At 67.4% G+C, this 24056-nt stretch carries 24 protein-coding genes and 2 pseudogenes; 13 read left to right on the top strand and 13 right to left on the bottom strand.

What is annotated here, in order from left to right; genetic code table 11:
• The 7 genes and pseudogenes from G9373_RS20935 to G9373_RS20905 all read right to left on the bottom strand — a co-directional run.
• Positions 1 to 501 (bottom strand): annotated as a pseudogene (locus G9373_RS20935) (MaoC family dehydratase N-terminal domain-containing protein); the annotation flags it as partial.
• Entirely contained in the window at positions 498 to 1676 is a 1179-nt protein-coding gene (locus G9373_RS20930; protein ID WP_167116660.1) for an acyl-CoA dehydrogenase family protein, read from the bottom strand. The gene G9373_RS20930 and the pseudogene G9373_RS20935, both read right to left, overlap by 4 nt.
• Positions 1677 to 1698: 22 nt before the next feature.
• The gene (locus G9373_RS20925; RefSeq protein WP_167116657.1) at positions 1699 to 2451 is read right to left on the bottom strand and encodes an enoyl-CoA hydratase/isomerase family protein; all 753 of its coding nucleotides are present in this window, start codon (positions 2449 to 2451) and stop codon (positions 1699 to 1701) included.
• A complete protein-coding gene (locus G9373_RS20920) occupies positions 2448 to 3842 on the bottom strand; it encodes an amidase (protein ID WP_167116654.1) in 1395 nt (464 codons plus the stop codon). Before G9373_RS20920 ends, G9373_RS20925 begins: the two co-directional genes overlap by 4 nt.
• Positions 3835 to 4593, bottom strand: a complete 759-nt coding sequence (locus G9373_RS20915; protein WP_167116651.1) for an SDR family NAD(P)-dependent oxidoreductase — start codon at positions 4591 to 4593, stop codon at positions 3835 to 3837. The genes G9373_RS20920 and G9373_RS20915 overlap by 8 nt, the downstream gene beginning before the upstream one ends.
• 38 nt (positions 4594 to 4631) lie before the next feature.
• Complete coding sequence (locus G9373_RS20910) at positions 4632 to 5453, bottom strand: alpha/beta hydrolase (RefSeq protein WP_167116648.1); 822 nt, start codon at positions 5451 to 5453, stop codon at positions 4632 to 4634.
• The gene (locus G9373_RS20905; RefSeq protein ID WP_167116644.1) at positions 5450 to 7057 is read right to left on the bottom strand and encodes an AMP-binding protein; all 1608 of its coding nucleotides are present in this window, start codon (positions 7055 to 7057) and stop codon (positions 5450 to 5452) included. Before G9373_RS20905 ends, G9373_RS20910 begins: the two co-directional genes overlap by 4 nt.
• Positions 7058 to 7237: 180 nt before the next feature.
• On the opposite strand from G9373_RS20905, the gene G9373_RS20900 reads away from it, so the two are divergent.
• From G9373_RS20900 to G9373_RS20890, 3 genes and pseudogenes are all read left to right on the top strand, one after another.
• Positions 7238 to 7894: a TetR/AcrR family transcriptional regulator gene (locus tag G9373_RS20900; RefSeq protein WP_167116641.1), complete on the top strand. Its 657-nt coding sequence runs from the start codon at positions 7238 to 7240 to the stop codon at positions 7892 to 7894.
• Between the two features lie 837 nt (positions 7895 to 8731).
• A complete protein-coding gene (locus G9373_RS46590) occupies positions 8732 to 9196 on the top strand; it encodes a winged helix-turn-helix domain-containing protein (RefSeq protein ID WP_240960645.1) in 465 nt (154 codons plus the stop codon).
• Between the two features lie 405 nt (positions 9197 to 9601).
• Positions 9602 to 10066: pseudogene (locus G9373_RS20890) on the top strand (zeta toxin family protein); the annotation flags it as partial.
• A 286-nt stretch (positions 10067 to 10352) separates the two neighbouring features.
• Here the strand turns inward: G9373_RS20890 and G9373_RS20885 are convergent.
• The 5 genes from G9373_RS20885 to G9373_RS20865 all read right to left on the bottom strand — a co-directional run bounded on the left by G9373_RS20885 (position 10353) and on the right by G9373_RS20865 (position 14952).
• Complete coding sequence (locus tag G9373_RS20885; RefSeq protein ID WP_240960653.1) at positions 10353 to 10556, bottom strand: hypothetical protein; 204 nt, start codon at positions 10554 to 10556, stop codon at positions 10353 to 10355.
• A 219-nt stretch (positions 10557 to 10775) separates the two neighbouring features.
• The gene (locus tag G9373_RS20880; protein WP_240960644.1) at positions 10776 to 11261 is read right to left on the bottom strand and encodes a MarR family transcriptional regulator; all 486 of its coding nucleotides are present in this window, start codon (positions 11259 to 11261) and stop codon (positions 10776 to 10778) included.
• A gap of 87 nt (positions 11262 to 11348) precedes the next feature.
• On the bottom strand, positions 11349 to 12899 hold the full coding sequence (locus G9373_RS20875; RefSeq protein WP_167116638.1) for an AMP-binding protein: 1551 nt from the start codon (positions 12897 to 12899) through the stop codon (positions 11349 to 11351).
• Positions 12896 to 14329, bottom strand: coding sequence for a pyruvate, phosphate dikinase (locus tag G9373_RS20870; protein WP_167116635.1), 1434 nt, complete (start codon positions 14327 to 14329; stop codon positions 12896 to 12898). The genes G9373_RS20875 and G9373_RS20870 overlap by 4 nt, the downstream gene beginning before the upstream one ends.
• Positions 14330 to 14343: 14 nt before the next feature.
• Entirely contained in the window at positions 14344 to 14952 is a 609-nt protein-coding gene (locus tag G9373_RS20865) for a hypothetical protein (protein WP_265147728.1), read from the bottom strand.
• A 248-nt stretch (positions 14953 to 15200) separates the two neighbouring features.
• Between G9373_RS20865 and G9373_RS20860 the strand changes: the two genes are divergently transcribed.
• Genes G9373_RS20860 through G9373_RS20840 form a run of 5 tightly spaced genes read left to right on the top strand, consistent with a single transcriptional unit; the run spans position 15201 to position 19785 of the window.
• Complete coding sequence (locus G9373_RS20860) at positions 15201 to 15824, top strand: histidine phosphatase family protein (RefSeq protein WP_167116632.1); 624 nt, start codon at positions 15201 to 15203, stop codon at positions 15822 to 15824.
• Between the two features lie 56 nt (positions 15825 to 15880).
• Positions 15881 to 16333 (top strand): hypothetical protein, encoded by a 453-nt coding sequence (locus G9373_RS20855; RefSeq protein WP_167116629.1) that lies wholly within the window; start codon positions 15881 to 15883, stop codon positions 16331 to 16333.
• Positions 16330 to 17760 (top strand): FAD-dependent oxidoreductase, encoded by a 1431-nt coding sequence (locus tag G9373_RS20850; protein WP_167116626.1) that lies wholly within the window; start codon positions 16330 to 16332, stop codon positions 17758 to 17760. Before G9373_RS20855 ends, G9373_RS20850 begins: the two co-directional genes overlap by 4 nt.
• 38 nt (positions 17761 to 17798) lie before the next feature.
• The gene (locus G9373_RS20845) at positions 17799 to 18815 is read left to right on the top strand and encodes a thiamine pyrophosphate-dependent dehydrogenase E1 component subunit alpha (RefSeq protein ID WP_167116623.1); all 1017 of its coding nucleotides are present in this window, start codon (positions 17799 to 17801) and stop codon (positions 18813 to 18815) included.
• On the top strand, positions 18808 to 19785 hold the full coding sequence (locus tag G9373_RS20840; protein WP_206032425.1) for an alpha-ketoacid dehydrogenase subunit beta: 978 nt from the start codon (positions 18808 to 18810) through the stop codon (positions 19783 to 19785). Before G9373_RS20845 ends, G9373_RS20840 begins: the two co-directional genes overlap by 8 nt.
• 69 nt (positions 19786 to 19854) lie before the next feature.
• Here the strand turns inward: G9373_RS20840 and G9373_RS20835 are convergent, their stop codons facing one another.
• Positions 19855 to 20268 (bottom strand): VOC family protein, encoded by a 414-nt coding sequence (locus tag G9373_RS20835; RefSeq protein WP_167116620.1) that lies wholly within the window; start codon positions 20266 to 20268, stop codon positions 19855 to 19857.
• Between the two features lie 98 nt (positions 20269 to 20366).
• Here G9373_RS20835 and G9373_RS20830 point away from each other — a divergent pair, with 98 nt between their 5' ends.
• The 5 genes from G9373_RS20830 to G9373_RS20810 are packed head-to-tail and all read left to right on the top strand — an operon-like array spanning position 20367 to position 24034.
• On the top strand, positions 20367 to 21131 hold the full coding sequence (locus tag G9373_RS20830; protein WP_167116617.1) for an SDR family oxidoreductase: 765 nt from the start codon (positions 20367 to 20369) through the stop codon (positions 21129 to 21131).
• Between the two features lie 52 nt (positions 21132 to 21183).
• Complete coding sequence (locus G9373_RS20825) at positions 21184 to 22530, top strand: aromatic ring-hydroxylating dioxygenase subunit alpha (protein WP_167116614.1); 1347 nt, start codon at positions 21184 to 21186, stop codon at positions 22528 to 22530.
• A gap of 1 nt (position 22531) precedes the next feature.
• Positions 22532 to 22735: a transposase gene (locus G9373_RS20820; protein WP_133987209.1), complete on the top strand. Its 204-nt coding sequence runs from the start codon at positions 22532 to 22534 to the stop codon at positions 22733 to 22735.
• Positions 22736 to 22750: 15 nt separating this feature from the next.
• On the top strand, positions 22751 to 23530 hold the full coding sequence (locus tag G9373_RS20815) for a ThuA domain-containing protein (protein WP_133987207.1): 780 nt from the start codon (positions 22751 to 22753) through the stop codon (positions 23528 to 23530).
• A gap of 36 nt (positions 23531 to 23566) precedes the next feature.
• Positions 23567 to 24034: a VOC family protein gene (locus tag G9373_RS20810; RefSeq protein WP_167116612.1), complete on the top strand. Its 468-nt coding sequence runs from the start codon at positions 23567 to 23569 to the stop codon at positions 24032 to 24034.
• Positions 24035 to 24056 lie beyond the last annotated feature (22 nt).

The following is a 24056-nucleotide window of genomic DNA, read 5'->3' as shown; positions in this document are numbered from 1 at the left end:
GTACAGGGCGGGGAGAGTGGGCTCGACGTAGAACGGTTCCTGGAAGCTCGCAGCGTCGAGGTCGACCCGGGCCGGCGACGGCGCCCGTTCACCACCCCACCCTCCCGAACCCGGCAGGTGGATCGAGTACGTCGCGGTCACCTGTTCGCACTCGACGACGATGTCGATCGTGGCGGCGGAGCCCTTGTCCCACACTTGCGCGACGCGCGCGTGCATCTCGAGCTTCCCCGCTCGGGGGAGGGGTTCGTGGACGGTCAGGTGCTGGGCCGCGTGCAGTGACTTCAGGCGGTCGTAGGCGCCGAGGGCACCCGCGTCTTCCACCGCCCACAGCCCGAGACCGAGCGCGAAGGTGGGCAGGACGTGCAGGTCCCGCTCGTAGACGAGGGACAGTTCGTCGGGCCCGGCGCCGACGCACAGTGCGTACAGGATCGCGTCCGATTCGTCGTACGAGACGACCCGACGGCCGAGGTCGTGGCCCTTCAGGGCGGCGACGGCGCTCACCGGAAGGCTCCGATGTTGGTGACGGCCTGGCCGAGGACCAGTGTGTGCACCTCGTTGGTGCCCTCGTAGGTGTACACCGATTCGAGGTTGTTCATGTGCCGGATGACGGGGTATTCCAACGTGATTCCACTGGCGCCGAGCATTCCGCGAGCCTCGCGGGCCACGTGCAGGGCCTGGGCGACGTTGTCCTTCTTGCCGAAGCTGATCTGTGCGGGAGCCAGCGTGCCGGCGTCCTTCAGCTTGCCGAGGTGCAGCGCCAGCAGGTGTGCGCGGTTGATGCGGATCAGCATGTCGGCGAGCTTGCCCTGGGTGAATTGGAACCCGGCCAGGGGTTTGCCGAACTGGGTCCGGTTCAACGTGTACTCGAGGGCGGTCTCGTAGCAGTCGCGGGCGGCACCGACCGCACCGAACAGGATGCCGAAGCGTGCTTCGTTCAGGCAGGACAGCGGGCCCTTGATTCCGGTCACGCCGGGCAGCACTGCGGTGCCGGGCAGACGCATATTGTCGAGGACGATCTCCGCGGTGATCGACGCGCGCAGCGACATCTTGCGGTCGAGTGTGCGGGCCTGGTAGCCGGGAGTCTTGGTGTCGACGACGAATCCGCGGATGCCGTCCTCGGTCTGCGCCCAGATGACGGCGACGTCGGCGATGCTGCCGTTGGTGATCCACATCTTCGTGCCGCCCAGCACCCAGTCGTCACCGTCACGGCGTGCGGTGGTGCGCATGCTCGACGGATCGCTACCGGAGTCGGGTTCGGTCAGGCCGAAGCAGCCGATGGCCTCCCCGGCGGCCATCCGCGGCAGCCATTCCTGCTTCTGCTCCTCCGATCCGAACCTCCAGATCGGGAACATCGCCAGAGACCCTTGAACCGAGACGAAGCTGCGGGCGCCGCTGTCGCCGGCTTCGAGTTCCAGGCATGCGGATCCGTATGCGACGGCGCTCATACCGGCGCAGCCGTAGCCGGACAGGTGCATGCCGAGCATGCCGAGCTTGCCGAATTCAGTGGCGAGCTCACGCGGGAACTCGCAGTTCTCGAACCACTCTCCGACATTCGGCTTGATCTTCTCGACGACCAGTTGCCGGACGGTGTGCGCCACCATCCGCTCCTCGTCGCTGAGAAGCTGTTCGAGGGCGAGGAAATCGTAGGGGTCGGGGGCGAGCGTTGTGTTCGTCATGGGTGTCCTTGATCGAAGTCGTTCAGGGGCGGGTGACGCCGTGCCGCGCGGAGGCAGCGGCCACGGCGTCGTGTCGGGCGGGACTGTCGAGTAGATGGGTTCGGGTGCTCTGCCACTCGGCTTCGTCGAAATGCCCGTCATCGAGATGGCGGAGCAGTGCGCGCGTGGCGGCGAGAGCCTCGTGTGGTGCCTGGGCGAGGGTGTGGGCGAGGGCGAGGGCGTGCTCGCGGGGGTCGCCGTCGGTGCGGTGGGTCGCGAGCCCGCTGCGGACGGCGTCCTCGGCATCGAACCGTTCCGCGAACACCAGCAGGCGGGTGACGGTGGAGCGGGGCAGGGTCGCGTGGAGCCGCCGGATCGACGTCGGGTTGTAGAGCAGACCGAGTTCGACCGCCGGCACTCGGAACCAGGTGTTCGGGCCGGCGAACCGTGCGTCACACGAGGTGGTCAGCTCGACGCCCGCGCCGACGCAGGGCCCGTCGACGGCGGCGATGACCGGCACCGGGCAGTCGCGGATGGCCGTGCACGCATTGTCCAGGTCCAGGTCGTACGCGAGATCGGCAGAGGTGCCGGTCAGGTCCGCGAAATCGGCGCCGGCGGAGAACACCGGTCCGGTGCTGGTGAGCACGACCGCGCGGATGCCCTCCGGAAGGTTGGTGAATGCGTGCCGAAGTTCGCGGAGCAAGTCCCGGGACAGAGCATTTCGACGACTCGTCCGGTCGAGTACGAGCTCGAGGACATCATCGTGCGCGTGGTGCGCGAGCGGCCCGCCGGTCATGGGACCGGTACCGGCTGTGGGGCTGTCGGCTGGTCGGCCCAGCGGTCGCGCAGCGGGGTGTAATCGAAGTCCAGCGCGGCCTCGAGCGACTCGGCCAGGTTGAGCAGGTCCGCGTCGCGTCCCCGGGCGGTGACGAGTTGGGCGCCGATCGGCAGGCCATCGGAGGTGCCGGCGGGCAACGTGATCGCCGGAGTACCGGCAACGTTGAACGGCGAGGTAAACGGGAACGCACCCCACAGCCAATCCACGTCGACACCGTCGATACTCTTCGGCCGCTCGCCGTGGGGGAAGGCGACGGTCGCCACGGTGGGCGTGAGCACCGCGTCGAAGCGGTGCAGGAACCCGTCGATCCGCAGCCGGAAGTCGGTCAGAGACCCCCTCGCACTGGCTACGTCCGCGCTCCGCAGCTTCGTGGCGGCGCGCAGCGTGGACCGCTCGTACGGGGTGAGGAGCTCCGGTCGCTCCAACAGGTGCCCGCGTTCACGCAACTCGTCGTCGAGCACGAGCGGACCGAAGATCTCGTTCCAGCCGTCGACGGGCACCGTGCACTCGACGACCTCGTGACCGAGGTCCGACAGTGTCGCCGCCACGGCGGCCAGCGTATCCGCGACGGCGGGATGGACGGGGCGCCCTTCGGGGCGGGCGCAGTAGGCGATCCGCAGTTTCGGCGAGGTTCTGCGGACGAGGGTCTGTTCGGCGAGGACCTCGCCCATGATGCGGGCGTCGTCCACCGTCCAGGCCAGCGGACCGGCGGTGACGAAGTCGGTCATGGCGCGGAAGCCGCGCTCATCAGGGCAGATACCTGTGCTCGGTTTGAATCCGACGAGTCCGCAGAACGCCGCCGGGATGCGGATGGAGCCGCCGCCGTCCGAGCCGAGCGCGATGGTGGCCAGGCCGGCACCCACGGACGCGGCGGCACCCCCGCTCGACCCACCGGGTGTGCGTGCGATGTCCCACGGGTTGCCGGTGTCGGGGCCGAGGAGGTTGTCGCTGGTGGCGGACTGGCAGAACTCGGGCACGTTCGTCTTGCCGGGCATGACCGCCCCCGCGGCGCGTAGTCGGGCGACGACCCCGGAATCGGAGCGGGCGATCCGGCCGCGCTGGGTGAGCGAACCGAGCGTGGTCTCGGTGTCCGCGAGGTGGAACGCGTCCTTGATGGAGACCGGCACGCCGAGCAGTGGTGCGCGGTCCCCACGCCGGTAGCGTTCGGCAGCGTCCGCGGCCTGGGCGCGGGCAAGTTCGGGCAGTGCGGTCACGTAGGCGTGCACCTGCGGGTTCAACCGGTCGATGCGCTCGATCAGGTCCTCGGTGACGTCGACAGGGTTGAGGTCGCCGCGTGCGTAGGCGTGGGTGAGCTCACGGATCGGGCGATGCAGAGGATTGTCAGCCATGGGGATGCACGCCTCCGCTGATGCCGTAGACCTCGCCGGTGACATACCCGGAGTCCGGTCCGACCAGAAAAGACACCAGGCCGGCGACATCCTCGGGTCGGCCGACTCGTCCCACGAGAGAACGGCTCTCGGCGTATCCGGAGAAGAAGTCGTCCGGGTAGATCTTGCGCAGGAAGTCGTTGTAGATCAGTCCGGGCGTGATCGCGTTGACCCGGACGCCGTGCCGGCCGTTCTCGGCGGCCGCGACGCGGGTGAGCGCGAGAACGCCGGCCTTGGCCGCCGAGTAGGCGGCACCGTGCTCGGTGCTGGTCTCGTAGGCGGCGATGGAACTGATGTTGACGATCACTCCGGACTTGTTCTTCTGCATCAACGGCAGCGCATGACGCATGGTGTAGAAGGTGCCGTTGAGATCGACATCGAGGCAGCGCCGCCAGGTATCAGAGGACATCTCCGCGACCGGCTCGATCTTGCTCCACCCGGCGTTGTTGACCAGGACGTCGAGGCGGCCCTTGGTTGCGGCGATCTCGCCCACGACAGCTTCGACCTGGGCTTCGTCGGTGACGTCGAGGGCATGGTGGGTGAACTCGCGGCCGAAGTCGGCGGATAGCTTGGCGGCGAGCTCCTGGCACCGGCGTTCGTGGACGTCGGTGACGATTACGTCGAAACCGTCGGAGGCGAGACGGGTGGCGATGGCGGCGCCGATACCGGCACCGGCGGCGGCGGTGACGAGGGCGGTCGGACGTTCTTGCATCTGTGGGCCTTTCGAGTGGTGGTAGGCGCGTTCGGGGTTCAGAGGTCGAGCGTCCGTTGCAGCAGTGCGATCGACTGCTCGGGCTGGTCGACCAGCATCAGGTGGCCGGCGCCCGAGATTTCCGCGTAGGTGGCGTGCTCGACGGCTCCGAGGATGATGTCGGCGGCCTTCTTCGGGCAGAAGGTGTCGTGGTCGGCGCCGATGATGACCACCTCGACCCCGGGACCGATCTTCGACAACTCCGGTGTGAGAGGGGCGTCGACCAGGGCGGCCATCGCGGTGGAGGCGTTGATGTAGCCCTTCGCGTCGCCGACCGCGGCGAGCCGGAAGCGGGTGACGGCATCGACGTCCGACTCCGGATTATGCAGGGCGGCAGCAGTATCCGCGTACAGTGCCTCCTGCTGGGCGGCAGTGTCTGTGCCGCGGAACAGTGCGATGCGGCCCGCGTAGAAGCCGGCGGCGCCGCGGCCGACGACGCTCGAGGTACCGAGTGCGACGACCTTCGTCACCAGATCGGGGCGCTCGGCGGCGGCAGCGAGGACGACGGTGCCTCCGAGGGAGAATCCGACGCAGATCGCGGGCCCGGTGACCTCTTCGAGGAAGGTCAGCAGGTCGTCGCGAAGCTGGGCGAGGGTGCCCTCCGGTGACCCGGCGGTGGCGTTTCCGTGCCCGCGCAGGTCGTAGGCGTAGGTGGTGGCCTCCAGGCCCGCTTCCTGCACGGTGTGCCAGCTCTGGTGGTCCTCGGCGAGTCCGTGCACCAGGACGACGGCGGGTCCGTGGCCGGCGCGGGTGTAGGTGACGTCGATGTCGCGCAGTGAGACGGTGTGGGTGGTGATGGTGTCGTCGATGCCGCTTGTCATTCCTTCTCCTCCGAAATCAGTTCTCTGAGAATGTTCTTGCGGATCTTTCCGGCGGGGGTTTCCGGCATTCCGGAGACGATGTGGATCGATTCGGGCCACAGCCGCCGGGGTACACCGCGGCCGTGGAGCCAGGAGAGGATCTCCTCGAACGTGGGGGCAGTGCCGTTGATCTGGAGGACGGCGCAGATCCGTTCGCCCAGGCGGTCGTCGGGGCGTCCGACGGCCGCAACCTTGACGACTTGTGGGTGCCCCGACAGGGCGTTCTCGATCTCGACCGGCGAGATATTTATTCCGCCGCGGATGATCAGGTCCTTGAGCCGTCCGGTCAGTCGGAGGTACCCGTCCTCGTCGACGATCCCGGTGTCTCCGGTGCGGAAGTAGCCGTCGGCGGTGAAGGAGCTGCGATACAGATCCTCCTGTCCGATGTAGCCGAGGAACAGCGACGGGGTGCGCATGACGATCTCGCCGTCGGTGCCGCGCGGTGCGATGGTGCCCTGTTTGGTGATCGTCTCGAGAACCACCCCGGGCATCACGCGCCCGCAGCTCCGGGCGACGACGTCAGGCGCGTCATCGGGGAGGCTGGAGGTGGCTCCGCCCTCGCTCAGCGCCCAGATCGACCCGATCCGGGTTCCGGGCATCTGATTCTGGGCCTGCTCGATCAGGCTGGGGGGAATGGGGGCGCCTCCGCAGAGGAACACCCGCATTCCATTCAGTTTCGGTGTGTCCGAGTGCCATTCGGCGTCAACGAGATCTTTCAGGAACGGGGTCGCAGCGACGGTGATGGCGCAGCGGTGCCGGTCCACGAGTTCGAGTGCTCGGTGCGGGTTCCACGAGTCCTGGAGGACGAGCGTTGCACCGGTCATCATCGACATCCGCGCGCCGTGCCAGAAACCGGTGCTGTGACCGAGAGGCGACGGCATGAAGACGGGCCGCTCGCCGGTGACCCGGTAACGGCTGATGACGCCCTCGTTGTAGGCGCCCAGGCTTGTCTCGGAATGCGCGATCGCCTTCGACTTGCCCGTCGTGCTCGAGGAAAACAGGATGTGCGCCATCCCCTGCGGGTACTCCGGGACCACCACCGGCGGACCGTCGAATGTGCGCCATGCCCGCGTTTTGTGGTCGCCGTCGACGAGAAGGACATGGACGAGGTGCCCCAGTTCCTCTGCAAGTGTGGTGGATTCGGTCGTGAAGTCGCGCCCCCGATGTGCCCGGGGGAGGACGACAGCCTTGGCGCCCACCAGGTTCGCCGTGTACGCGATCGACCTCGGATCCGTGGTGATCGGCAACGTCGCGGGGACCAGGCCGCCGCGCACGACGGCCAGATAGGCCGCCATCCACTCGGTCCAGTTCGGCATGCAGACGACCACGACGTCGCCGGCGGTGAGTCCGCGAGAGGCCATTTCGCCTTGGATCTCGGAGGCGAGGTCCCATAGTTCCTGCCTGGACAGTGCGTTGTCCCGGTCGTCGCGGACCGCGACGGTGTGGGGATCCAGCGCGAGATGGTCGCGGAATCGGTCGAGGGGAGACGGGAGCGGACTCCTGGACTCGAGGGCTGGAGTTACGTCGAGCGCCTCGGCGTTGAAGGTGGCTACTCGGGAATTCACGGCGACTCCGTTTCGGTGAAAAGCCGGATGATGGAAGCGCAACGCGGGAAGATCGCGGCGTCGTTGTAACGAGTCTGTGGCATCCGGGTACCCCAGTCAAGAGAGTGACGTCGCTTTTGTGTAAACTCGGGATCAACGTCCCGATCAGTCGATACGATGCCTGCAACGAGAAGGAGGGGCATGCCCCACGTACCGAACACCACCAAGGGAAAGCTCACCCGGGCCCGGCTCCTGGATGCAGCCCGATCAGTCTTTGCACGTGACGGCTACGTCGGAACCACGATGAGTGGAGTGGCAACGGAGGCCGGTATGTCACTCGGAGGGCTCTACCGGTACTTCAAGGACAAGGAAGACCTCTTCGCCGCGCTGATCGCCGACACCCACGACGACCTGTTCCGCGCGAGCGGAACGACGAAACATCGCCTCGAGGAGGAGCCGTACGAGGCACTGCTCGAGTCGAATACCGGCTACCTGACCCACTACTACAACTACCGCGATGTGATGCGGACCCTGGTGGAAGCGGCGAGCGTCGAAGTCCGGTTCCGGGAGTTTTGGTGGCAGATGCGTAACCGGCACATCGCGCGCTTCACCACCGTCCTGAAGACGAAGTGCGGCATCGAGGAGCTCAACGGCCTGCCCACCGCGGTCATGGTCGAAGCGATGGCATGCATGGTGGAGCAGTCGGCCTACGTCTGGTACGCGCAAGACGCGATGCAGGAGTCGCCGATGCCCGTCGAGCAGGCGGCAGAGGTAGTCAGCCGAATCTGGTACACCACCTTCTTCGGTGCCGCTGCTGAGGCCGGGAAATGCGACGACCGCGGCAGACAGCGGGCCTGATCATTGCTCGAGGCAGACTTGGGGCGGAGGTGCCATGTCGGGGCGGACGCCGAGTTCGTCGCCGGATCGATCTCGCCGGCCGCGCACCGGGCGGCGATCTCGTAGGCGGTGCCGCCGTGGGTGCCGGGACGGGCATCCGGGGCCTCGGCGCGGGCGCGCCACAGGAGTTCGCCCGGGATCTTGTGCCGCTCGTTCCCGGGCGGCGACGCGTGCCGCACGGCAGTGCATGGCACACGATATGAGCAGAGCCGCGACGGGGCGACGGTGAGGTGCGGTGCCGGAAACGGTGGCGGCGCGAAGAGGCGCGGGTAGGGGGTGTGGGTGCGAGAGATGTTGTGGCGCAGCCAAGCGCAGCCCCCGCCAACGATGATGATCAGCTGGCAGGGGCGCTACACGGACAACCCGCACGTGACGACGAGCGGCGCATTTCTGATCTTGGTGAGCGGCAGCATCGAAGTTCCGAAAATGTGATCCACACCATTGCACTATCTTCGGCAGCTCGGGCATCGGACCTCGGATTGCCGCGGGGGTGAATGGTGATCGACGCCGAGTTCGGGCGGGCACGTGAGTGGCCGGCGAGATGTCGGCGATTCCCGGCGCGGGTGGCAGGCCGTCCCGCTGCGGGACCTTGAGGCGCAATCGCGTGCGCACGGTGGCGTGCGTGCCGCATCGCGGACGCGTCCCGGGCGTCCGGGCTACCCGCCACCGACGTGCGAAACCGTGTGGCGAGCCGGTGCGGTCCGAATCGGACCGGGCGGGTACCGCTCCGATCACCAGCAGGTCAGATTTTCCACATTGGTGTTACAATTTGGGACAAGAGTTCGGGAAGGGGTGGGTATGACCGTCACCGATACCAGAAGTGCTCTCGCTGCCAATTCCGCGCGAGAACACCTCCTGCGGCTGGACCGACTGCGGCTGATCGACAAGGCGCAGAACGAGGGTTTCACGCTGCGCCAGATCGCTGATCTCCTGGAAATCTCGGCAACGCAGGTCCACCGGCTCGCACAACGGGTCCTGCAGCAGCCCGGCGAACTCGAGCGAACCCCGCAGGAGGTGATTTACCAGCGCTCGGCCGGGGTGATCACCGACGACGAGATGATGGACACGCTGGTGCACTGGAACTACACCTACGGCTATGTACCCACCGAAGGCGACCAGTCGGTGGACGCGTACGCCAAGGGCAGCTGGGATGAGGTGCGGCGGGCGTATCGGCGGGGTTTGCTCGCCGACGACGAGTGGGACATCCTGTTCGACAGCACCCGCACCGCACGGCAGGCGCAGCGCGCTGCGGCCCGGCGGTGAGCGTGGCCGGAGAACCACTGCGCGAGGCAGTTTCTCAGCAATTGGTCCACCTGGGTCAACACGGGCAGCCGCTGCACCCTGACAGTGGCCGGAGCACCCTCGACCTGTACGCGAATGATCGCCGGCGAGACCGGACGCTGCAGGAGGTCATCGAGTGGTACCTCGACCTCGCGGAGCCCGATCGCGACGGGCACTGCGCCGCGATAATTTCTGCGGGGCCACCGGGGGCAGGCAAGTCGACGGCGCTGCGTGAGCGTCACCTGGTCGATACCAGCTACCGATATCTGGACGCGGACATCGTCAAGGACGAACTCCTGCGCCGCGCCATCGCGGACGGTCACTACGCGGATCTGCTGTCGACGACGCTCGCCGATGCGCACCCCATAGCCCCCCCGGGAACTCGCGGCCCTGGTCCACGCCGAATCCACCGAAGTCATCGACGACGTCCGCGAGGTGTGCCTGCAACGACGCGAGAACGTCGTCATCGAAGGCACCCTGCAATGGGGTCCGCTCGGGGGCATCCTCATGGCCCAGCTCAGTGAGCACGACTACACCGACGTGCGCATCGTCGACGTCGAAGTACCGGCGTCGATCGCCCATGAGCAGGCGGTGCGTCGGTGGTGGGAGGGCCGGCTCCGTGGGATCAGCGGGCAGGACCGGATGGGCGGCAGGTTCACACCGCCCGCGGCGATCGCACGGCTCTATGAGACGGGTTCGGTGAGCCGGTGCGCAGCCCACGCCCGCGCGGCGTTCGAAAGCTCGCTCGCAGCGGCGATCACACAGGTCACCCTCATCCACATCGACCGCAGACTCGGCGCCGAGCCGTTGGTCTCGCGGCGTGTCGACGGCAAACTGGTCGAAGGACGATAACCACCGGCCCACACCGCGAGGCCGGGCATGCGCCGAGGCGCCGAGCGCCCACGAGGAAAGCCTGGAACAGGCCGTTGCGCAGTGGTGGTGACGTCTCCGGTTCGTACTGCAGTCGTCGGTGTGGCCGACTCGCAGGGTCGTCGCGACAGCCGAGATGGGTCTGATTCGCCTTGTGGGCTGCACCAGTGCGATGGCTGTCCCGTGAGAGGCGGTGACGCTTCCCTGGCGCTACGGGGAACGCTCAGACACTCGTCGACGTACGTCGTTGACCAGCCGGGCATTCGGTTCAGTGCAGGGAAACAAGAACTACAACGGCGGCCACCACGACGGCGGTGAGTTCGATGGCACCAAGGATCAGAGCGGCAACGGCGAGACCGGATCCGGTTTCATGTTCGCGTCCGCCGGTCTCGAGGTAGCCGATCGCGCCGAACACCAAGGCTGGAATGAACAAGCCCGTCAGGGCGCAGAACAGTGCGACGATCGCGCACACGTTGGTGCGTTCGACCGTGTCGACCAGTTCGGATCGTCCAAGGCGGAGACATCAGAGTGGCACAGACCGCTGGCCTTGACGTCGATGACTACTTAGCCGAGCTGGGCCACTGGGTCGGGGACATCCTGCAGTTCCAGAGGCCTTCCTGCGCCGTTGAATACCCAAGCCTTCAGTGTGGCGTCATTTCGGGAGATGACCGTGATACACGCAGGGTGAGGATCAGGCGTCCCCGGCGCTCTGCCGCATGGCGGTCAGCGCGTCGTGCAGCTGGGTCACATCAGTCGGGCTGCTACCACGCATTCCGAAGTCGATGGCCGTCAGAGCGCGGGTCGCGGTGTCGATGGCCTCGCGTCCCTTCTGGGTGATCGTCACGCAGGTGGCCCGGCGATCGGTGGGGTGCGGACTGCGCGCGAGGAGCTCGCGCTGCTCGAGCCGATCGGTGGCCAGCGTCGCGGTCGTCGCATGCACCATCAGGTTGCGGGCGAGGCTGGATATCAGCCGGGTCCCGTGCTCGGAGAGCTGCAGCGTCATGAGCAACAGGTAGTCGGTCATGTTGAGCCCGTGCTTCTTGAGCTCCGAGTCCACCTCGTCGGCCACCAGGCGCTGATACCGGAGCAGCGAGGTGAGGGTGAGGAACCGCTGTTCGTCACCGTCGAGCTTCTGCTGCTCCCAGTAGTGCCGAGCCCAATCCACCGGGTCGGTCATCGTATCCGGTGTGACCTCTGTGCTTGTCACTCGCTTACCCGCCATTCTCATTAGTCTACTCATCGAGTTTCCGGCCGGAGGGCCGACTCACCGAGCGGCGCCGAGATGGTCGCCGAGCGAGCGGATCTCGCCGGAACCACTCCCGGGCAGGCGGCGCATCGCCTTCTTGTCCAGCTTCCCCACCGCGGTGCGCGGCAGCGATTCGGTCAGGTAGACCTGCCGGGGGATCTTGTAGCCGGCCAGTCGGCTCCGCGCGAACTGCTCGAGCTCGGAGCGATCCGGCGGAGATGACGGATCGGCAGGAACGATGAGCGCGGCGAGGCTCTCGCCCATCTCGTCGTGTGGCAACCCGAAGCATGCGACGTCGGCGACCGACGGATGTTGGGCCAGAGCCTGTTCGACTTCGGCGGGATAGATGTTGACGCCGCCCGAGACGACCATGTCCGACAGACGGTCGGTGATCCAGACGTATCCGTCGCTGTCCATCCTCCCGATCTCGCCGAGGGTGAACTCCTGGCCACTGCCGGCGCCGCTGATGTAGTTGATCCCGTGGCCGCTGGTGTCGCGGAACCACAGTGGGCCTTCGGTGTCCGGTGGCGCCGGCTGCCCGTCGTCGCCGAGGATGTAGGCCTCGAAAGGAGGTACCGCGCGACCGACCGATCCGGGACGCTCCAGCCACTCCGACGAGCTGATCATGCAGGTCGTACCGACCTCACTGGCGCCGTAGCTCTCCCAGACGCGATCGCCGAGCCAGTCGATCATGGCATGTTTCACCGGTACCGGGCACTTCGCGCCGACCTGCAGGACGTAGCGCAGCGAGCTCAGATCGGCGGTGCGGAGGCGCTCCTCGGGTAGCGCCAGCAGTCGCTGGAAATGGGTCGGAACCATGATCGTGGAGCCGATCCGGTCCCGTTCGATGGCCGCGAGCACTGCCTCCGCCCCGAACTTGCCGATCACTGTGACCGGCGCACCCCCGGCCAGAAGTCGGGTCCCGGTGAGCGGACCCGAGTGATACATCGGGCCGACCACCAGGTGCCTGCCGAAATCCACCATCCGGTTCTGCGCCAGGCCGGCCAGATGCCGGGTGATGTCGGCGCCACCCACCCATGAGGTGAACGGCAACTCGACGCCCTTCGGCCGTCCGGTGGTGCCGGAGGTGTACACCAGCGTCCGGCGGGGTGTCAGATCGGTCGGCGGCTCGGCGGGATCACGGGCCCAGTCCCGCCATGCGGCGACGCCGGCGGGCAGCGGTTCGGCGGATCGGCCCCAGGCGGCGACCGTGGTGATGCCGGCGAGTCGTGCGGCCTCGGCGGCGACCGGCGCGGTCCCGCGGTCACACAGCACCGCCCGTGCCCCGGAATCCTCCAGGATGTACGCGGTCTCGGCCGCCGTCAGATGCGAGTTGACCGCGACGGCCGACGCGCCCGCCAGAGTGCAGGCGGCATATCCGAGCAGGGTCTCGGCGGAGTTGCCTGCGAGGATCGCCACCCGTCGCCGGGCGCCGAGATCGGCGGCGATCAGGGCGTTGACGGCGGGACGCAGCCGTTCGTCGACGTCGCGCCAGCTCAGCGCGCACTCGTCGTCGCGGAGCGCCACTTCGTCGGGACGCTCCGCGGCGAGCTGGGCGGCGAAGGTCATCGCGCCACCGCCACAGGCGTTTCCGTCGCCCAGTCACGCAGTTGCACGACGGCGTCGTGTTCCTTGCCGTGGACGTCGGCCAGCGGCAGGATGCCCTCGAAGATCTCGCCGTTGGTGCCGTCGACCGTCACGGTCTTCCCGATGAGGGAGTCCAGGACGCCCTGCCCACACCCGACGATGCACGGCGTGCCGAGTTCTCGACTGACCACCGCGGCGTGGCTTGTGGCTCCGCCGATCTCGGTGATGATGGCCTCGGAGACCACCATGCCGGCCACATCGTCGGGGTCGGTGGTGGGACGGGCCAGGATCACCGGGATACCCTCATCGGAAAGTTTCTCTGCCGCTTCGCAATCGGAGACCACACGGCCGCTGGCCACGCCCGGACACGCGGGCAGTCCGGAGGCGACCAGGGTGGCGTCGCGGCGCGCCACCGGATCAACGTGGGGTGCGGTTGCCGCCGCGATCTGGGCATCGGTGGCCAGGGCCACCGCCTCCTGCCGCGTGATGATGCCCTCCTGGGCGAGGGTCACCGCGATCCGGACCGCCGCCTGCGGCGAGCGCTTGGCCGCGCGCGTCTGCAGGAGCCAGAGTCGCCCGTTCTCGACGGTGAACTCGATGTCCTGGGCATCGCGACCGTGTCGCTCCAAGGCTTCCGAGGCCGCCATCAGCTGGGCGTGGACCTCGGGCAACTGCTTCTCGAGTTCTTCGAGGTGCAAGGCGTCGAACCGGCCGGACACCACGTCCTCGCCCTGGCCGCCGGGCAGCCACTCGCCGTACGGGGCGGGATCGCCGGTCAGCGGATTGCGGCTGAACAGGACGCCGGTGCCGGAGTTCTCGTCGTAGTTGCCGAAGACCATCGCCTGAACGGTCACCGCGGTGCCGCCCTCGTGACTGATGTCGTGGTGCGCGCGGTAGGAGCGAGCTCGTGGCGAGTTCCAGGAGGCGAACACCGCCTCCGCCGCGAGGATCAGGTCGTCCCAGGGCACGCCGGTGGCCTCGGTCCCGACCACCCGGGAGAACTGCTCGACGAACCGTCGGTGGGTGTCGGCAGCGAAGTCGGGACTGCCGCTGTATTCCGCCACGCGGCGCTCCACGTCGGTGTTCATCCCGAGGTTGAGGACGGTGTCCATCATGCCGGGCATGCTCTGCGCGCCGCCGGAGCGAACCGAGACGAGCAGCGGCGCGGTGTCGCAGCCGAGGCGGCGGCCGGTCTCGGCCTGCAACCGGTCGATGCCATCACTCATGTGCTGCATGATGCGGTCGGTGAGGCGACCGTTGTTGGCACTGACCTCCGCGCAGAACGCGGTGGACAGGACGAATGCCGGCGGCACCGGCATCCCCAGGGCACGCATCCGGTTGATGCTGCGGGCCTTGCCGCCGACGAGGGCGGGATCCAGATCGGGAGCATCTCCCAGCCAGATGAACGTCATCGGTGTGTTCCCTCCTAGACGGCGCGGCCGGCGGCCGCTTCTTCGGCCCGGCTGAGGCCGAGCAGTCCGATCAGTTCTTCGTGAAGTTCGAACCACACGGTGTGGTAGCTGTCGGCGATGGGCCGCGCGACGAAGCCCTTGTCGCCCGCGGTGATCTGCTCGATCGCGTTGGCGAAGCGGGCCCGGTAGGTGGCCAGCCGGGGCGCGGTCGCCGACATGCGGTCGACCAGCGGGGTGAAGCTGTCGTCGAGCGCGACCAGTCGCGCGATGATCTGACCGTCGTAAGTGGCGTCCGTGTGGTCGTTCGGTGCACCGTCACGGAGTTGCCAGTCGGTAATGATGTGCTTGAGATCGCTGTTGTGGTCGTCGAATTCGCCGTAGAGCACGCTCAGTGCGGTCTGATCGATGCCCTCGCGTTCCGCGGCCACCAGGGTGGCGAGACGTTCGCGGCCCTCCGGGGTGAGGCGCACGGACGGCTCGCCCTTGACGAGGCCGGCATCGCGCAGCTCGGCCAGGACGGCGCTCGCCGCGTCGACGTCGAGACCGGTCGATGCCGCGGCGAGTTCGGGCGACAGGCGGCCCTTCATGCGGGCCGCCTGCAGGATGGTGAGCTCGTGGGCCACGATTCTCCTCTTTCGTTGCGCGTGGACTGGATGAGGTTCTCTATAGCGCAATCATCTATCGCAAGATAATCTACAGCTAGAGTATTAACCGAAAGTGGCTGAGACGTCAATCACAGGAGCCGCTGGGCCGCGGCCACGTCCGCGCGTACCGACCGGGACGGCGCGAAGGTTTACTCTACGCATGGAAAATCTAGTGTTAGAGTAATTGGGCATGAGGCAGTGCCCGCACCGAGGAAGGTGGGTCGACAGTGATCCTCTCGATGGTCCGTCACGGAGAGCCGGCCCGAGCCGCTTCCGGAGAGCTCCAGAACGATCCGCCGCTGAGTCCTCTCGGCGTCGCGCAGATGCAGGAAACCGGAGGGCTGCTGCGGGCCGACGGCTATGACGCGGTGTTCGCCTCGAATCTGCGCCGGGCGAGCGAGAGCGCCCGGTATGCGCTCGGCCCCGACGTCCCGGTCAGCGAGGTCGCCGACCTCGCGGAGTTCGACCGAGACAGCGACTATCTGCACTACGAAGACGGTGCCGACGTGTGGCAGCGATACCGCGAAGGAGACCTGAGCCCCTGGGGGACGACCGCCGAGGAGTTCCGGCAGCGGGTGGTGACCGCGCTCGAGGCGATCCGGATCGAGCACGTCGGCGAGCGGGTGGTCGCGGTGTGCCACGGCGGAGTCATCAACATCTTCTTGGCCTGGATACTCGGCGAGTCGGCGCTACGCCTGTTCGCGCCCGACTACGGCTCGGTCAGCCGTTTCGAGTACCGCGCGGACGCGGGGTGGTCGGTCCGCGAACTGAACGCCCGGCCGCCGACACGCGCCCCCGGAGCTCCGGTCGGGAGTGTTCCGGTGGCGAGGGCGGGTGCCTCGTGGAACTGATCTTCGTCCAACATGCCGACCCTGCGACCCGGGACGTCGAAGGTGGTGGCGCATTCGTGCCTGGCGCGACAGGTGGACACCAGGCGCCGGCCGTCGCGCGGCGGCTCGGCGCGGAAGGTGGATGGGATGCGCTCTACGCCGCGGGCCCACCGGCTGCCGACACCGCGGCCGCGATCGGCGCGGCGACCGGGTTGACGCCCAGGTCGAGTCCCGCGACCGCGGACGCCATCGACGCCGTGATCGCCGATCACCCCGGGCAGCGGGTGCTCGTCTGCGCCTGCCCCCAGGTGATCGACGAGATCGTGCGCCGGGCTTTCGGCGTGGCCGCGCAGGTGGTCCGTTCGCCCGACCCGACCGGCATCACCCGGATCATGGCGTCCCGCGCCGGGCACCGGGAAATCGTGTCCCTCAACGACACCGCACACCTTCGCGTCGGAGAACCGTTCCGAGACGTCGCGAACCACGACAACTCCCTGAACCACAACGAAACTGGGAAGGCTCAACCATGACAACCCCCGACTTCGACGTCATCGTCATCGGCTCCGGTGCGGCCGGATTGTCCGCCGGATTGTCCGCGATCGAGCGCGGCGCCTCGGTCCTCATCGTCGAATCGCAAGGCGAGGTCGGCGGGTCGTCCCGGCTGTCCGGCGGCGTCGTCATGGCGAGCCGGAGCACGTTGCAGCAGGCCGCCGGCATCGACGATGCAGAGGGCAACCTGTTCCGGGAGTACATGTCTCTCAACGCCTGGGATCTCTCGGCCGGGCCGGTGCGACGCTGGGCCGACTCCCTCGGCGAGACGATCGACTGGTTGCAGGGCCACGGAGTGCCCTTCTACGAGCAGCTCATCTTCGGCGGTGACGAGAGCCGCCCTCGCGGGCACTGTGTCGAGGGCGGCGGACAGGCGCTGGTCAAGGCGCTGGCGGCGGCCTACACCGCGCGCGGCGGTGAGATCGCCTTCGGGCGTCGGGTCGACTCGCTGGCCGTCGAGGGCGGTGACGTCGTCGGAGTCGTGTCGGGCGGAGAGACGCTGACCGCTGCGGCCGTGGTGCTGGCAAGCGGCGGATTCGGTGCCAACCCGGACCGTCTCGCGGAGTTCTACCCGTCGGCGTGGGTGCCCGGTGAGAGCTTCTACATCGGGGCCGACGGCGCGCAGGGTGATCACCTGGACTTCGCCGAGCAGCTCGGCGTCCAGCTCACTGGATTCGACCGGGGTCTGCGGATGCTCAACCCCGGTATCGACAAGGTCCACGAGGCCTTCCTGCCCGGCTGGACCATCCTGGTAGACCGGCACGGCCGGCGATTCGCCGACGAGACCGCGCCTTACGGAATCCTCGACGCGCTGATGCGAAACCGGGGCAACGTCGGCTACGTGATCTTCGACGAGGCCTGCCTGAACCCGCCTGCCGCGCTCGCCGACCGCTACCGCGACGCCTACAAGCAGGTCTGGCCCAACCATGCCGCGTTCCGTCCGAAGCATTACACCGCCGAGGTCATGGAGTTGTTCGCCGAACACGAGCGCGTGCACATCGCCGACACGGTCGAAGCGCTGGCAGCGTCGATCGGAATCCCGGACGTCGACCTCCGCGGTGAGATCGACCGCTACAACGACCTCGTCGCACTCGGCGAGGACGCCGACTACGCCAAGCCGGCCAAGTTCCTCAACCCGCTGGCCACCGGTCCGTTCTACGCCGTCGAGGTCCGCCCGACCGCGATCGCGCACACCGGCTTCGGCCTCAAGATCGATGAGGCCGGGCGGGTGCTGGCCCGCACCGGTCAGGTGATCCCCGGGTTGTACGCGGCAGGTGAATGTACCGGCGGAATCTCGGGCCGGGTCTACGTGGGCTCGGGAAGTTCCCTGGCCAGCGCCACCGGATTCGGCCGCATCTGCGGCCAGACCGTCACCGAACGACTCAGCCAGACGCCGGTCTCGGTGTGAACCGTAGATCACCGTCTTCGACCCGACAGGAGGGGCAGATGGCCTCAGATGATGGCGTAACCGCCGGCCTCAGCGACGACGAGCTCGCCGAGATGTATCACCTCATGCTCGTCACGACCCTGGCCGACGAGCGTTCGGCTCGCGAGGCCAAGGCGGGCAGGCTCCAGGCGGCCTTCTACCCGGTGCGGGGTATGGAGGCAGTGTGCGCGGCGATGGGCGCGGTGCTCGACGCGGACGACAAGATGGTGTCGACCTACCGGAACCTCGGCGATGCCCTCGCCAAAGGAGCCACGCTGCGCTCGATCATGGCCGAGCTCTACGGTCGGGCGCCCGGGATGTCCGGGGGCAAGGGCGGCCCGATGCATCTGCAGGATCAGGCCGTCGGGTTCACCGCGACCACCGGCATCGTCGGGCAGGGGCTGCCGCTGGCGGTCGGCCTGGCCATGGCGACCCAGCTCGACGGCGAATCCCGGGCGATAGTCACCACTTTCGGTGACGGCGCGACGTCCATCGGGACCTATCACGAGTCGATGAACTTCGCCGCACTGTGGAAGTTGCCGATCGTGTTCATCTGCCAGAACAACCAGTGGGGTGAGCACACCGCGATCGCTGACTACGCGCCCGACGTCGAACTCGCCAAACGGGCCGCGTCGTATGCGATGCCGACGCAGCGCGTCGACGGGTTCGATCCGATCGCCTCGACGCGGGCGATCCGCGAGGCGGTCGAACGTGCCCGCGCCGGCGGGGGTCCGACGTTCCTGGAGTTCATGCACTACCGGCTGACCGGCCACACCGGCACCGCGGATTTCAGTTACGTCCCCAAAGACGAACTCGCCGCGGCGATGGAGCGTGACCCGGCCCCCAACTTCCGCCGCTGGCTGGCCGAGCGCGGGATCTTCGACGACGACGCGCTCACCGAGATCGAGCGACGGGCACAGGCCGACGTCGACGACGCCTTCACCTATGCCGAAGCGAGTCCATTTCCCGACCCGGCGACCATCGACTCCGATGTGTTCGCCGACCCCGAGTTCGTTCGGAGCCTGAACCATGACTGAGAAGAAGACCATGACGATGGCCGCGGCCATCAACTCCGGTTTCCACAGAGCGATGGCGGCCGACCCGAAGATCGTCGTCCTCGGCGAGGACGTCGAGGACCCGATCGGCGGCCCGTTCAAGACCAGTAAGGGATTGTCGAGCGAGTACGGCCGAGATCGCGTGCGCTCCACGCCGATCGCCGAGGGCACCATCGCGGGCACCGCGGTCGGCCTCGCCCTCGGCGGCTACCGGCCGGTCGCCGAGATCATGTTCTTCGACTTCATCACCCTGGCACTCGATCAGGTGGTGAACCATGCCGCGAAACTGCGGTACATGACCGGCGGGGCGACGCCCACACCGATCCTGGTGACCACCGTCATCGGCAGCAGCCACTTCGGCGCGCAGCACGCACAGTCGCTGGAGGCGTGGTTCATGCACGTGCCGGGGATCAATGTGGTCATGCCGTCCAATCCGGTCGATGCCAAGGGGCTGTTGCAGTCGTGCCTGGAGTCGCCGGACCCGTGCCTGTTCATCCAGCATTCGGGACTGCTCTATTCGACCAAGGAACCGGTCGACGAGGGTCGGTACTCGATTCCGTTGGGTAAGGCGGCGACGCTGCGCACCGGCGAGGACGTCACCCTGGTCACCTACGGAACCGGCGTCGGAGTCTGCACCCAGGCGGCGGAAGCACTGGCGGAGAAGGGGATCGAGGCCGAGATCATCGACCTGCGCAGTCTGGTCCCGCTGGACATCCCGACCGTGCTGGAGTCGGTGGAGCGTACGCGGCGGTGCGTCGTGGTGCACGAGGCCACCGAGTTCTGTGGGCCGGGGGCCGAGATCAGCGCCCGCATCCACGAGTCCTTGTTCAACGAGTTGCTCGCGCCGGTCGGCCGCGTCGGGGCGAAGTTCACACCCGTCCCGTTCTCCAAGGCGCTCAACGGTTTTCCGACCGTCGAGCGTATCGTCGCCAAAGTTCGGGAGCTGTGCTGAGCCAAGCAGGGTCCGCACCGCCGCCGTGAGAGGGGAGCGACGGCGGTGCGGGGATTGTGTGCGGCGGCCTCAGAGAGTGCCGCCGCGCTGCACCAGCTCGATGATGTTGCCGTCGGGGTCCGCGACGAAGGCGATCCAGGCGCCGGGGCGGACCTCGACCGGTTCGTCGACCACCGATCCCGTGTCCGATGTGCGGCAGGCCTCGAGGAGTTCGGACAGATTCGCCACCGAGATGGTGAGATACCGGATGCCGGTGCCGTTGCCGATACCGCCGATGGCGGCGGTCGCCGTGGGTTCGGCGTCGTAGACGAGGACCTTCAATACGGTGTCGCCGAGCTGGAACCGGCTGATCGAGAAGCCGTCCATTCGAATCGGATCGAGCTGGGGGAGGCCCATCGTCGTGCCGTAGAACTCGGTCATCCGATCGGGGTTCGTGGTCACGATGCCGAAGTCGACGACGGGCTTGGAGAGAACGATGGTCACGGGATTCTCCGCTTTCGATGAGGGGTGTCGGACGCCTTTACTCTAGACATAAATAATCTAATTATGGAATACTTAGGACACCAGATGAAAGGGCGACCATGGATCTCGGTCTGAACGGAATGCGCGCGGTGATCACCGGCGCGAGTCGCGGAATCGGCCTGCGTATCGCGGAGGTTCTCGCCGCCGAAGGGTGCCGGCTCGTGATCGGTGCCCGCAGCGAAGGGCCGCTGACAGAAGCGGCCGAGGGGCTGCGGAAGTCAGGGGCCGAAGCCCACCCGCTGTCGGTGGATGTCGCAGATCCCGACGCGGCGCGCAGCTTCATCGGCGCCGCGGCCGACGCGCTCGGCGGAGTGGACATCCTGATCTCCAACGCATCGCCGGGAAGCGTCAAGGGCGATGACGCCTGGGTGACCAGTGCACGCGGCGATCTGCAGGCGTTTGCGATCCTCGCCGACGCCGCCCGTCCGCATCTCGCGCAGTCCGATGCGGGTTCGGCGGTCGCGATCAGCTCGACCAGTGCCCTCGACGTCGATCTCCCGTCCGGACCCAACTCGTTCGGCGCCATCAAAGCGGCCGTCCTGCACCACGCATCGGCACTCGCCCGCAGCTGGGCCGCCGAGGGCATCCGGGTCAACACGGTCTCACCGGGGCCGATCGAGTTCGCGGGCGGTGCCTGGGACACGGTCCGGCAGGCTCGGCCGGAGACCTATCAGACCGTCGTCGACCGGGTGCCGCTCGGTCGGCTGGGCACCGTCGACGACGTCGCACACGGCGTGGCCTTCCTGGTCAGTCGTCGCGCGGCGTTCTGTACCGGCGTGAACCTCGTGGTCGACGGAGGCCTGTTGTCCCGGGTGCAGCACTGAATCCGGGCCTTTCGGAACTGGAAACACAGACAAGTCGGGAAGTGGAGGAGTCATGGGCGAGCGGTTGGATGTCGGGGATCGGCTGTTGTCCTACCAGGACGTGCTCGATTTGGACACACATGAAGTGCCCAAACATATTCGGCAGGAGAACCGGGGTGAGTTCTCGTGGACCGAGGCGTCGATCGAGCGGTACACCAGCCGCGAGTGGCATCTCCGTGAGAAGGATCGGGTGTGGAAGCGGACGTGGCAGTTCGTCTGCCGGGAGGAGAACATCCCGGACGTCGGCGACCACATCGTCTACACCGTGGCCGACCTGCAGTACCTGGTGATCCGATCGGCGCCGGACACCATCCGGGCCTATCCCAACGCCTGTCTGCACCGGGGTCGCCAGCTGAAGGACTTCGACGGCTGGTGCTCGGAGATCCGCTGTTCCTTCCACGGCATGAGCTGGGACCTCGACGGGGCACTGAAGCAGATCCCGGCCCCCTGGGAATTCCCGCACGTCGAGAAAGACGATTTCTCGCTGCCTGCGGTGAGCGTCGGCACCTGGGCGGGTTTCGTGTTCATCAACCCCGATCCCGACGCCGAGCCGCTCGACGACTACCTGGGTGAGCTGACCGATCACTTCGCCAAGTGGAAGCTCGAGGACCGCTACATCCAGGCCCATGTGTCAAAGGTCCTGCGCTGCAACTGGAAGGTCGCGCAGGAGGCGTACATGGAGTGCTGGCACGCCGCGGCGACCCATCCGCAGACCGTGCCCTACGCGGCCTTCGGGGTGTGCCAGGTCGACTGCTACGACAACTTCGCCCGGTTCGTCACCCCGTCGGAGGTCGTCGGCCCGATGACCCTCGGCGATCCCACGACCGAGGAGATGCTCAAGGCGACCATGGACGTCCGCGTCGACGAAGAGCTGCCGGTCCACCCCCTCGATGGCGAGACCGCGCGTGACTTCGTGGTCCGCAACTCGCGCGAGAAGTGGCGGGGTCTGATCGGCGACGAGATCGACGACTGGGCCGATTGCGAACTGGTGGACAACTTCACCTACACCGTTTTCCCGAACATGATGCCGTGGGGCGGCGTGCACCGGCTCTGTTACCGGTTCCGGCCATACGGCGACAACCATCGCGAGTCGATCATGGACGTCTTCCTGATCGGGCCGTACACCGGTGAGCGGCCGCCGCCGGCCGAGGAGATCAAGCTCGACGCCGACACCTCGTTCGGTAGCCGGTCGGAGCTGGGGCTGGTCGGGAACATCCTCGACCAGGATGTCTACAACATGGAGAAGGTCCAGTACGGCATGGAGGCCGCCTCCAAGAAGACGGTCACCTTCGCGCAGTACCAGGAGGACAACATCCGCTGGATGCATCAGCTGATGGACGCCTATATGGAGGAGGACTGACATGCACGGACTGCGACATCCCTACAGCGGTGCACTCTACGAGCCACTCGGTGAGCGGCGAGTCCAGGTCACGCAGCGTGACGGCAAGGTTGCCGTCTTCGCCGCGGACGGCCGCTGGGTCTCCGGCGACAAGATCGGTGCCGACCCGCAGCTGACCGGATGGGTGGCCGCCGACCGCGGTATCCACCGGATGGCCGAGAAGTGATGGGCGCCAAGTCCTATGGCTGAGAACGACAAGCGGGTACTCGCGGTCACCCGGGGGCACAAGTTCGAGCGCAACGGATTCGCGGCGATGCTCGACGGTCTGGACGGCCTCGCGGTCAGTCAGGCGGAGCAACCTGCCGCGGAAGCCTTCTTCCGCCCCGAAATCGCCGCCGAATGGGATGCGTACCTCATGTACGACATGCCCGGCTACACCTTCCATCCCGACCACAGCCCACCAGACCTGCACGAGCCGTCGGCGGAGTTCCGGCGGAACTTCCTGGCTGCCGTCGAGCGGGGGCACGGCTTCGTGTTCGTGCACCATGCCCTGGCCTCCTGGCCGACCTGGCCGGAGTACGCCGGCGTCATGGGCGGACGATTCCGCTTCCTGCGGGACGAGGACGCCCCGGATTCGGGGTACCGCCACGAGGTGAACCAGACGATCTCGGTCACCGACCCCGTTCATCCGGTCACCGCCGGACTCGTCGACGGCTTCGAGATCACCGACGAGACCTATCTGTGCGAGGTCTCGCCGGACATCCGGCCGCTGCTGACGACGCGTTCGGCACTGACCGTCGACAACCACTGGTCCACCTGGAACGCGGTTCTGGGCCGACGCGACACCAACGACGGTTGGCACCACGAGCCCGGCGCAGGCGTGGTGGCGTGGGAACGCCCGCACGACCGCAGCCGCATCGTCTACCTCCAGTTCGGCGACGGACCGTCGGCGTACGGCAATCCGTCGTTCCAGCGACTGCTGCACAACGCACTGCACTGGGTGGCCGACCGCCCGGCGTGACCTGCGACCCGCACCAACCGACGAAACGAGTCCCTGATGGCTGCCCAGATCCCCTATCACTCCGGCATTCTCGTCGACGACCTCGGCAAGGCCATGGCCGGTCTGAACGGTGAGATCTCTTACGAGTTCAACACCCCGACGACGCTCACCGTGTCCCGGTTCGACGACCGGATCGCCGGCACCGAAGGGCCGATGGAGCTGACGGTGACCTACAGCCGGACCGGCCCGCACCGGCTCGAGCTGATCGCCGCCCACGGCACGGGTATCTATGCGGCAGAACGGATCGGGTTGCATCATGTCGGGGTCTGGGAGTCCGACATCGCGCGGCGGCTCGAGTCCCTCGACGCCGACCCGCTGATCACCGTCGAGGCAGTGCTGTGGCGGTCGACGGGGGAGATCTCGGCCATCTACGCCACAAGCACCGTGACCCACACCCGGATCGAGTACGTCAACGACGACCGACGCGAGCAACTCGAGCGCTGGTTCGACACCGGCAGCTTCTGACCGCCGACGTTCTTCTCGCTCT

It is taken from the genome of Rhodococcus sp. A14 (assembly GCF_011603105.1).
Taxonomy (GTDB): Bacteria; Actinomycetota; Actinomycetes; order Mycobacteriales; family Mycobacteriaceae; genus Rhodococcus_F; species Rhodococcus_F opacus.
The sequence above is the reverse complement of the archived record's forward strand: the minus strand, read 5'-3'. Positions and strand labels throughout refer to the sequence as shown.

Excerpts from the sequence above, each read along its gene's own strand:
- G9373_RS20930 (WP_167116660.1), bottom strand. The coding sequence starts at position 1,676 with ATGACGAACACAACGCTCGCCCCCGACCCCTACGATTTCCTCGCCCTC.
- G9373_RS20925 (WP_167116657.1), bottom strand. The coding sequence starts at position 2,451 with ATGACCGGCGGGCCGCTCGCGCACCACGCGCACGATGATGTCCTCGAG.
- G9373_RS20920 (WP_167116654.1), bottom strand. The coding sequence starts at position 3,842 with ATGGCTGACAATCCTCTGCATCGCCCGATCCGTGAGCTCACCCACGCC.
- G9373_RS20915 (WP_167116651.1), bottom strand. The coding sequence starts at position 4,593 with ATGCAAGAACGTCCGACCGCCCTCGTCACCGCCGCCGCCGGTGCCGGT.
- G9373_RS20910 (WP_167116648.1), bottom strand. The coding sequence starts at position 5,453 with ATGACAAGCGGCATCGACGACACCATCACCACCCACACCGTCTCACTG.
- G9373_RS20900 (WP_167116641.1), top strand. The coding sequence starts at position 7,238 with ATGCCCCACGTACCGAACACCACCAAGGGAAAGCTCACCCGGGCCCGG.
- G9373_RS46590 (WP_240960645.1), top strand. The coding sequence starts at position 8,732 with ATGACCGTCACCGATACCAGAAGTGCTCTCGCTGCCAATTCCGCGCGA.
- G9373_RS20880 (WP_240960644.1), bottom strand. The coding sequence starts at position 11,261 with ATGACCGACCCGGTGGATTGGGCTCGGCACTACTGGGAGCAGCAGAAG.
- G9373_RS20875 (WP_167116638.1), bottom strand. The coding sequence starts at position 12,899 with ATGACCTTCGCCGCCCAGCTCGCCGCGGAGCGTCCCGACGAAGTGGCG.
- G9373_RS20870 (WP_167116635.1), bottom strand. The coding sequence starts at position 14,329 with ATGACGTTCATCTGGCTGGGAGATGCTCCCGATCTGGATCCCGCCCTC.
- G9373_RS20850 (WP_167116626.1), top strand. The coding sequence starts at position 16,330 with ATGACAACCCCCGACTTCGACGTCATCGTCATCGGCTCCGGTGCGGCC.
- G9373_RS20845 (WP_167116623.1), top strand. The coding sequence starts at position 17,799 with ATGGCCTCAGATGATGGCGTAACCGCCGGCCTCAGCGACGACGAGCTC.
- G9373_RS20840 (WP_206032425.1), top strand. The coding sequence starts at position 18,808 with ATGACTGAGAAGAAGACCATGACGATGGCCGCGGCCATCAACTCCGGT.
- G9373_RS20830 (WP_167116617.1), top strand. The coding sequence starts at position 20,367 with ATGGATCTCGGTCTGAACGGAATGCGCGCGGTGATCACCGGCGCGAGT.
- G9373_RS20825 (WP_167116614.1), top strand. The coding sequence starts at position 21,184 with ATGGGCGAGCGGTTGGATGTCGGGGATCGGCTGTTGTCCTACCAGGAC.
- G9373_RS20820 (WP_133987209.1), top strand. The coding sequence starts at position 22,532 with ATGCACGGACTGCGACATCCCTACAGCGGTGCACTCTACGAGCCACTC.
- G9373_RS20815 (WP_133987207.1), top strand. The coding sequence starts at position 22,751 with ATGGCTGAGAACGACAAGCGGGTACTCGCGGTCACCCGGGGGCACAAG.
- G9373_RS20810 (WP_167116612.1), top strand. The coding sequence starts at position 23,567 with ATGGCTGCCCAGATCCCCTATCACTCCGGCATTCTCGTCGACGACCTC.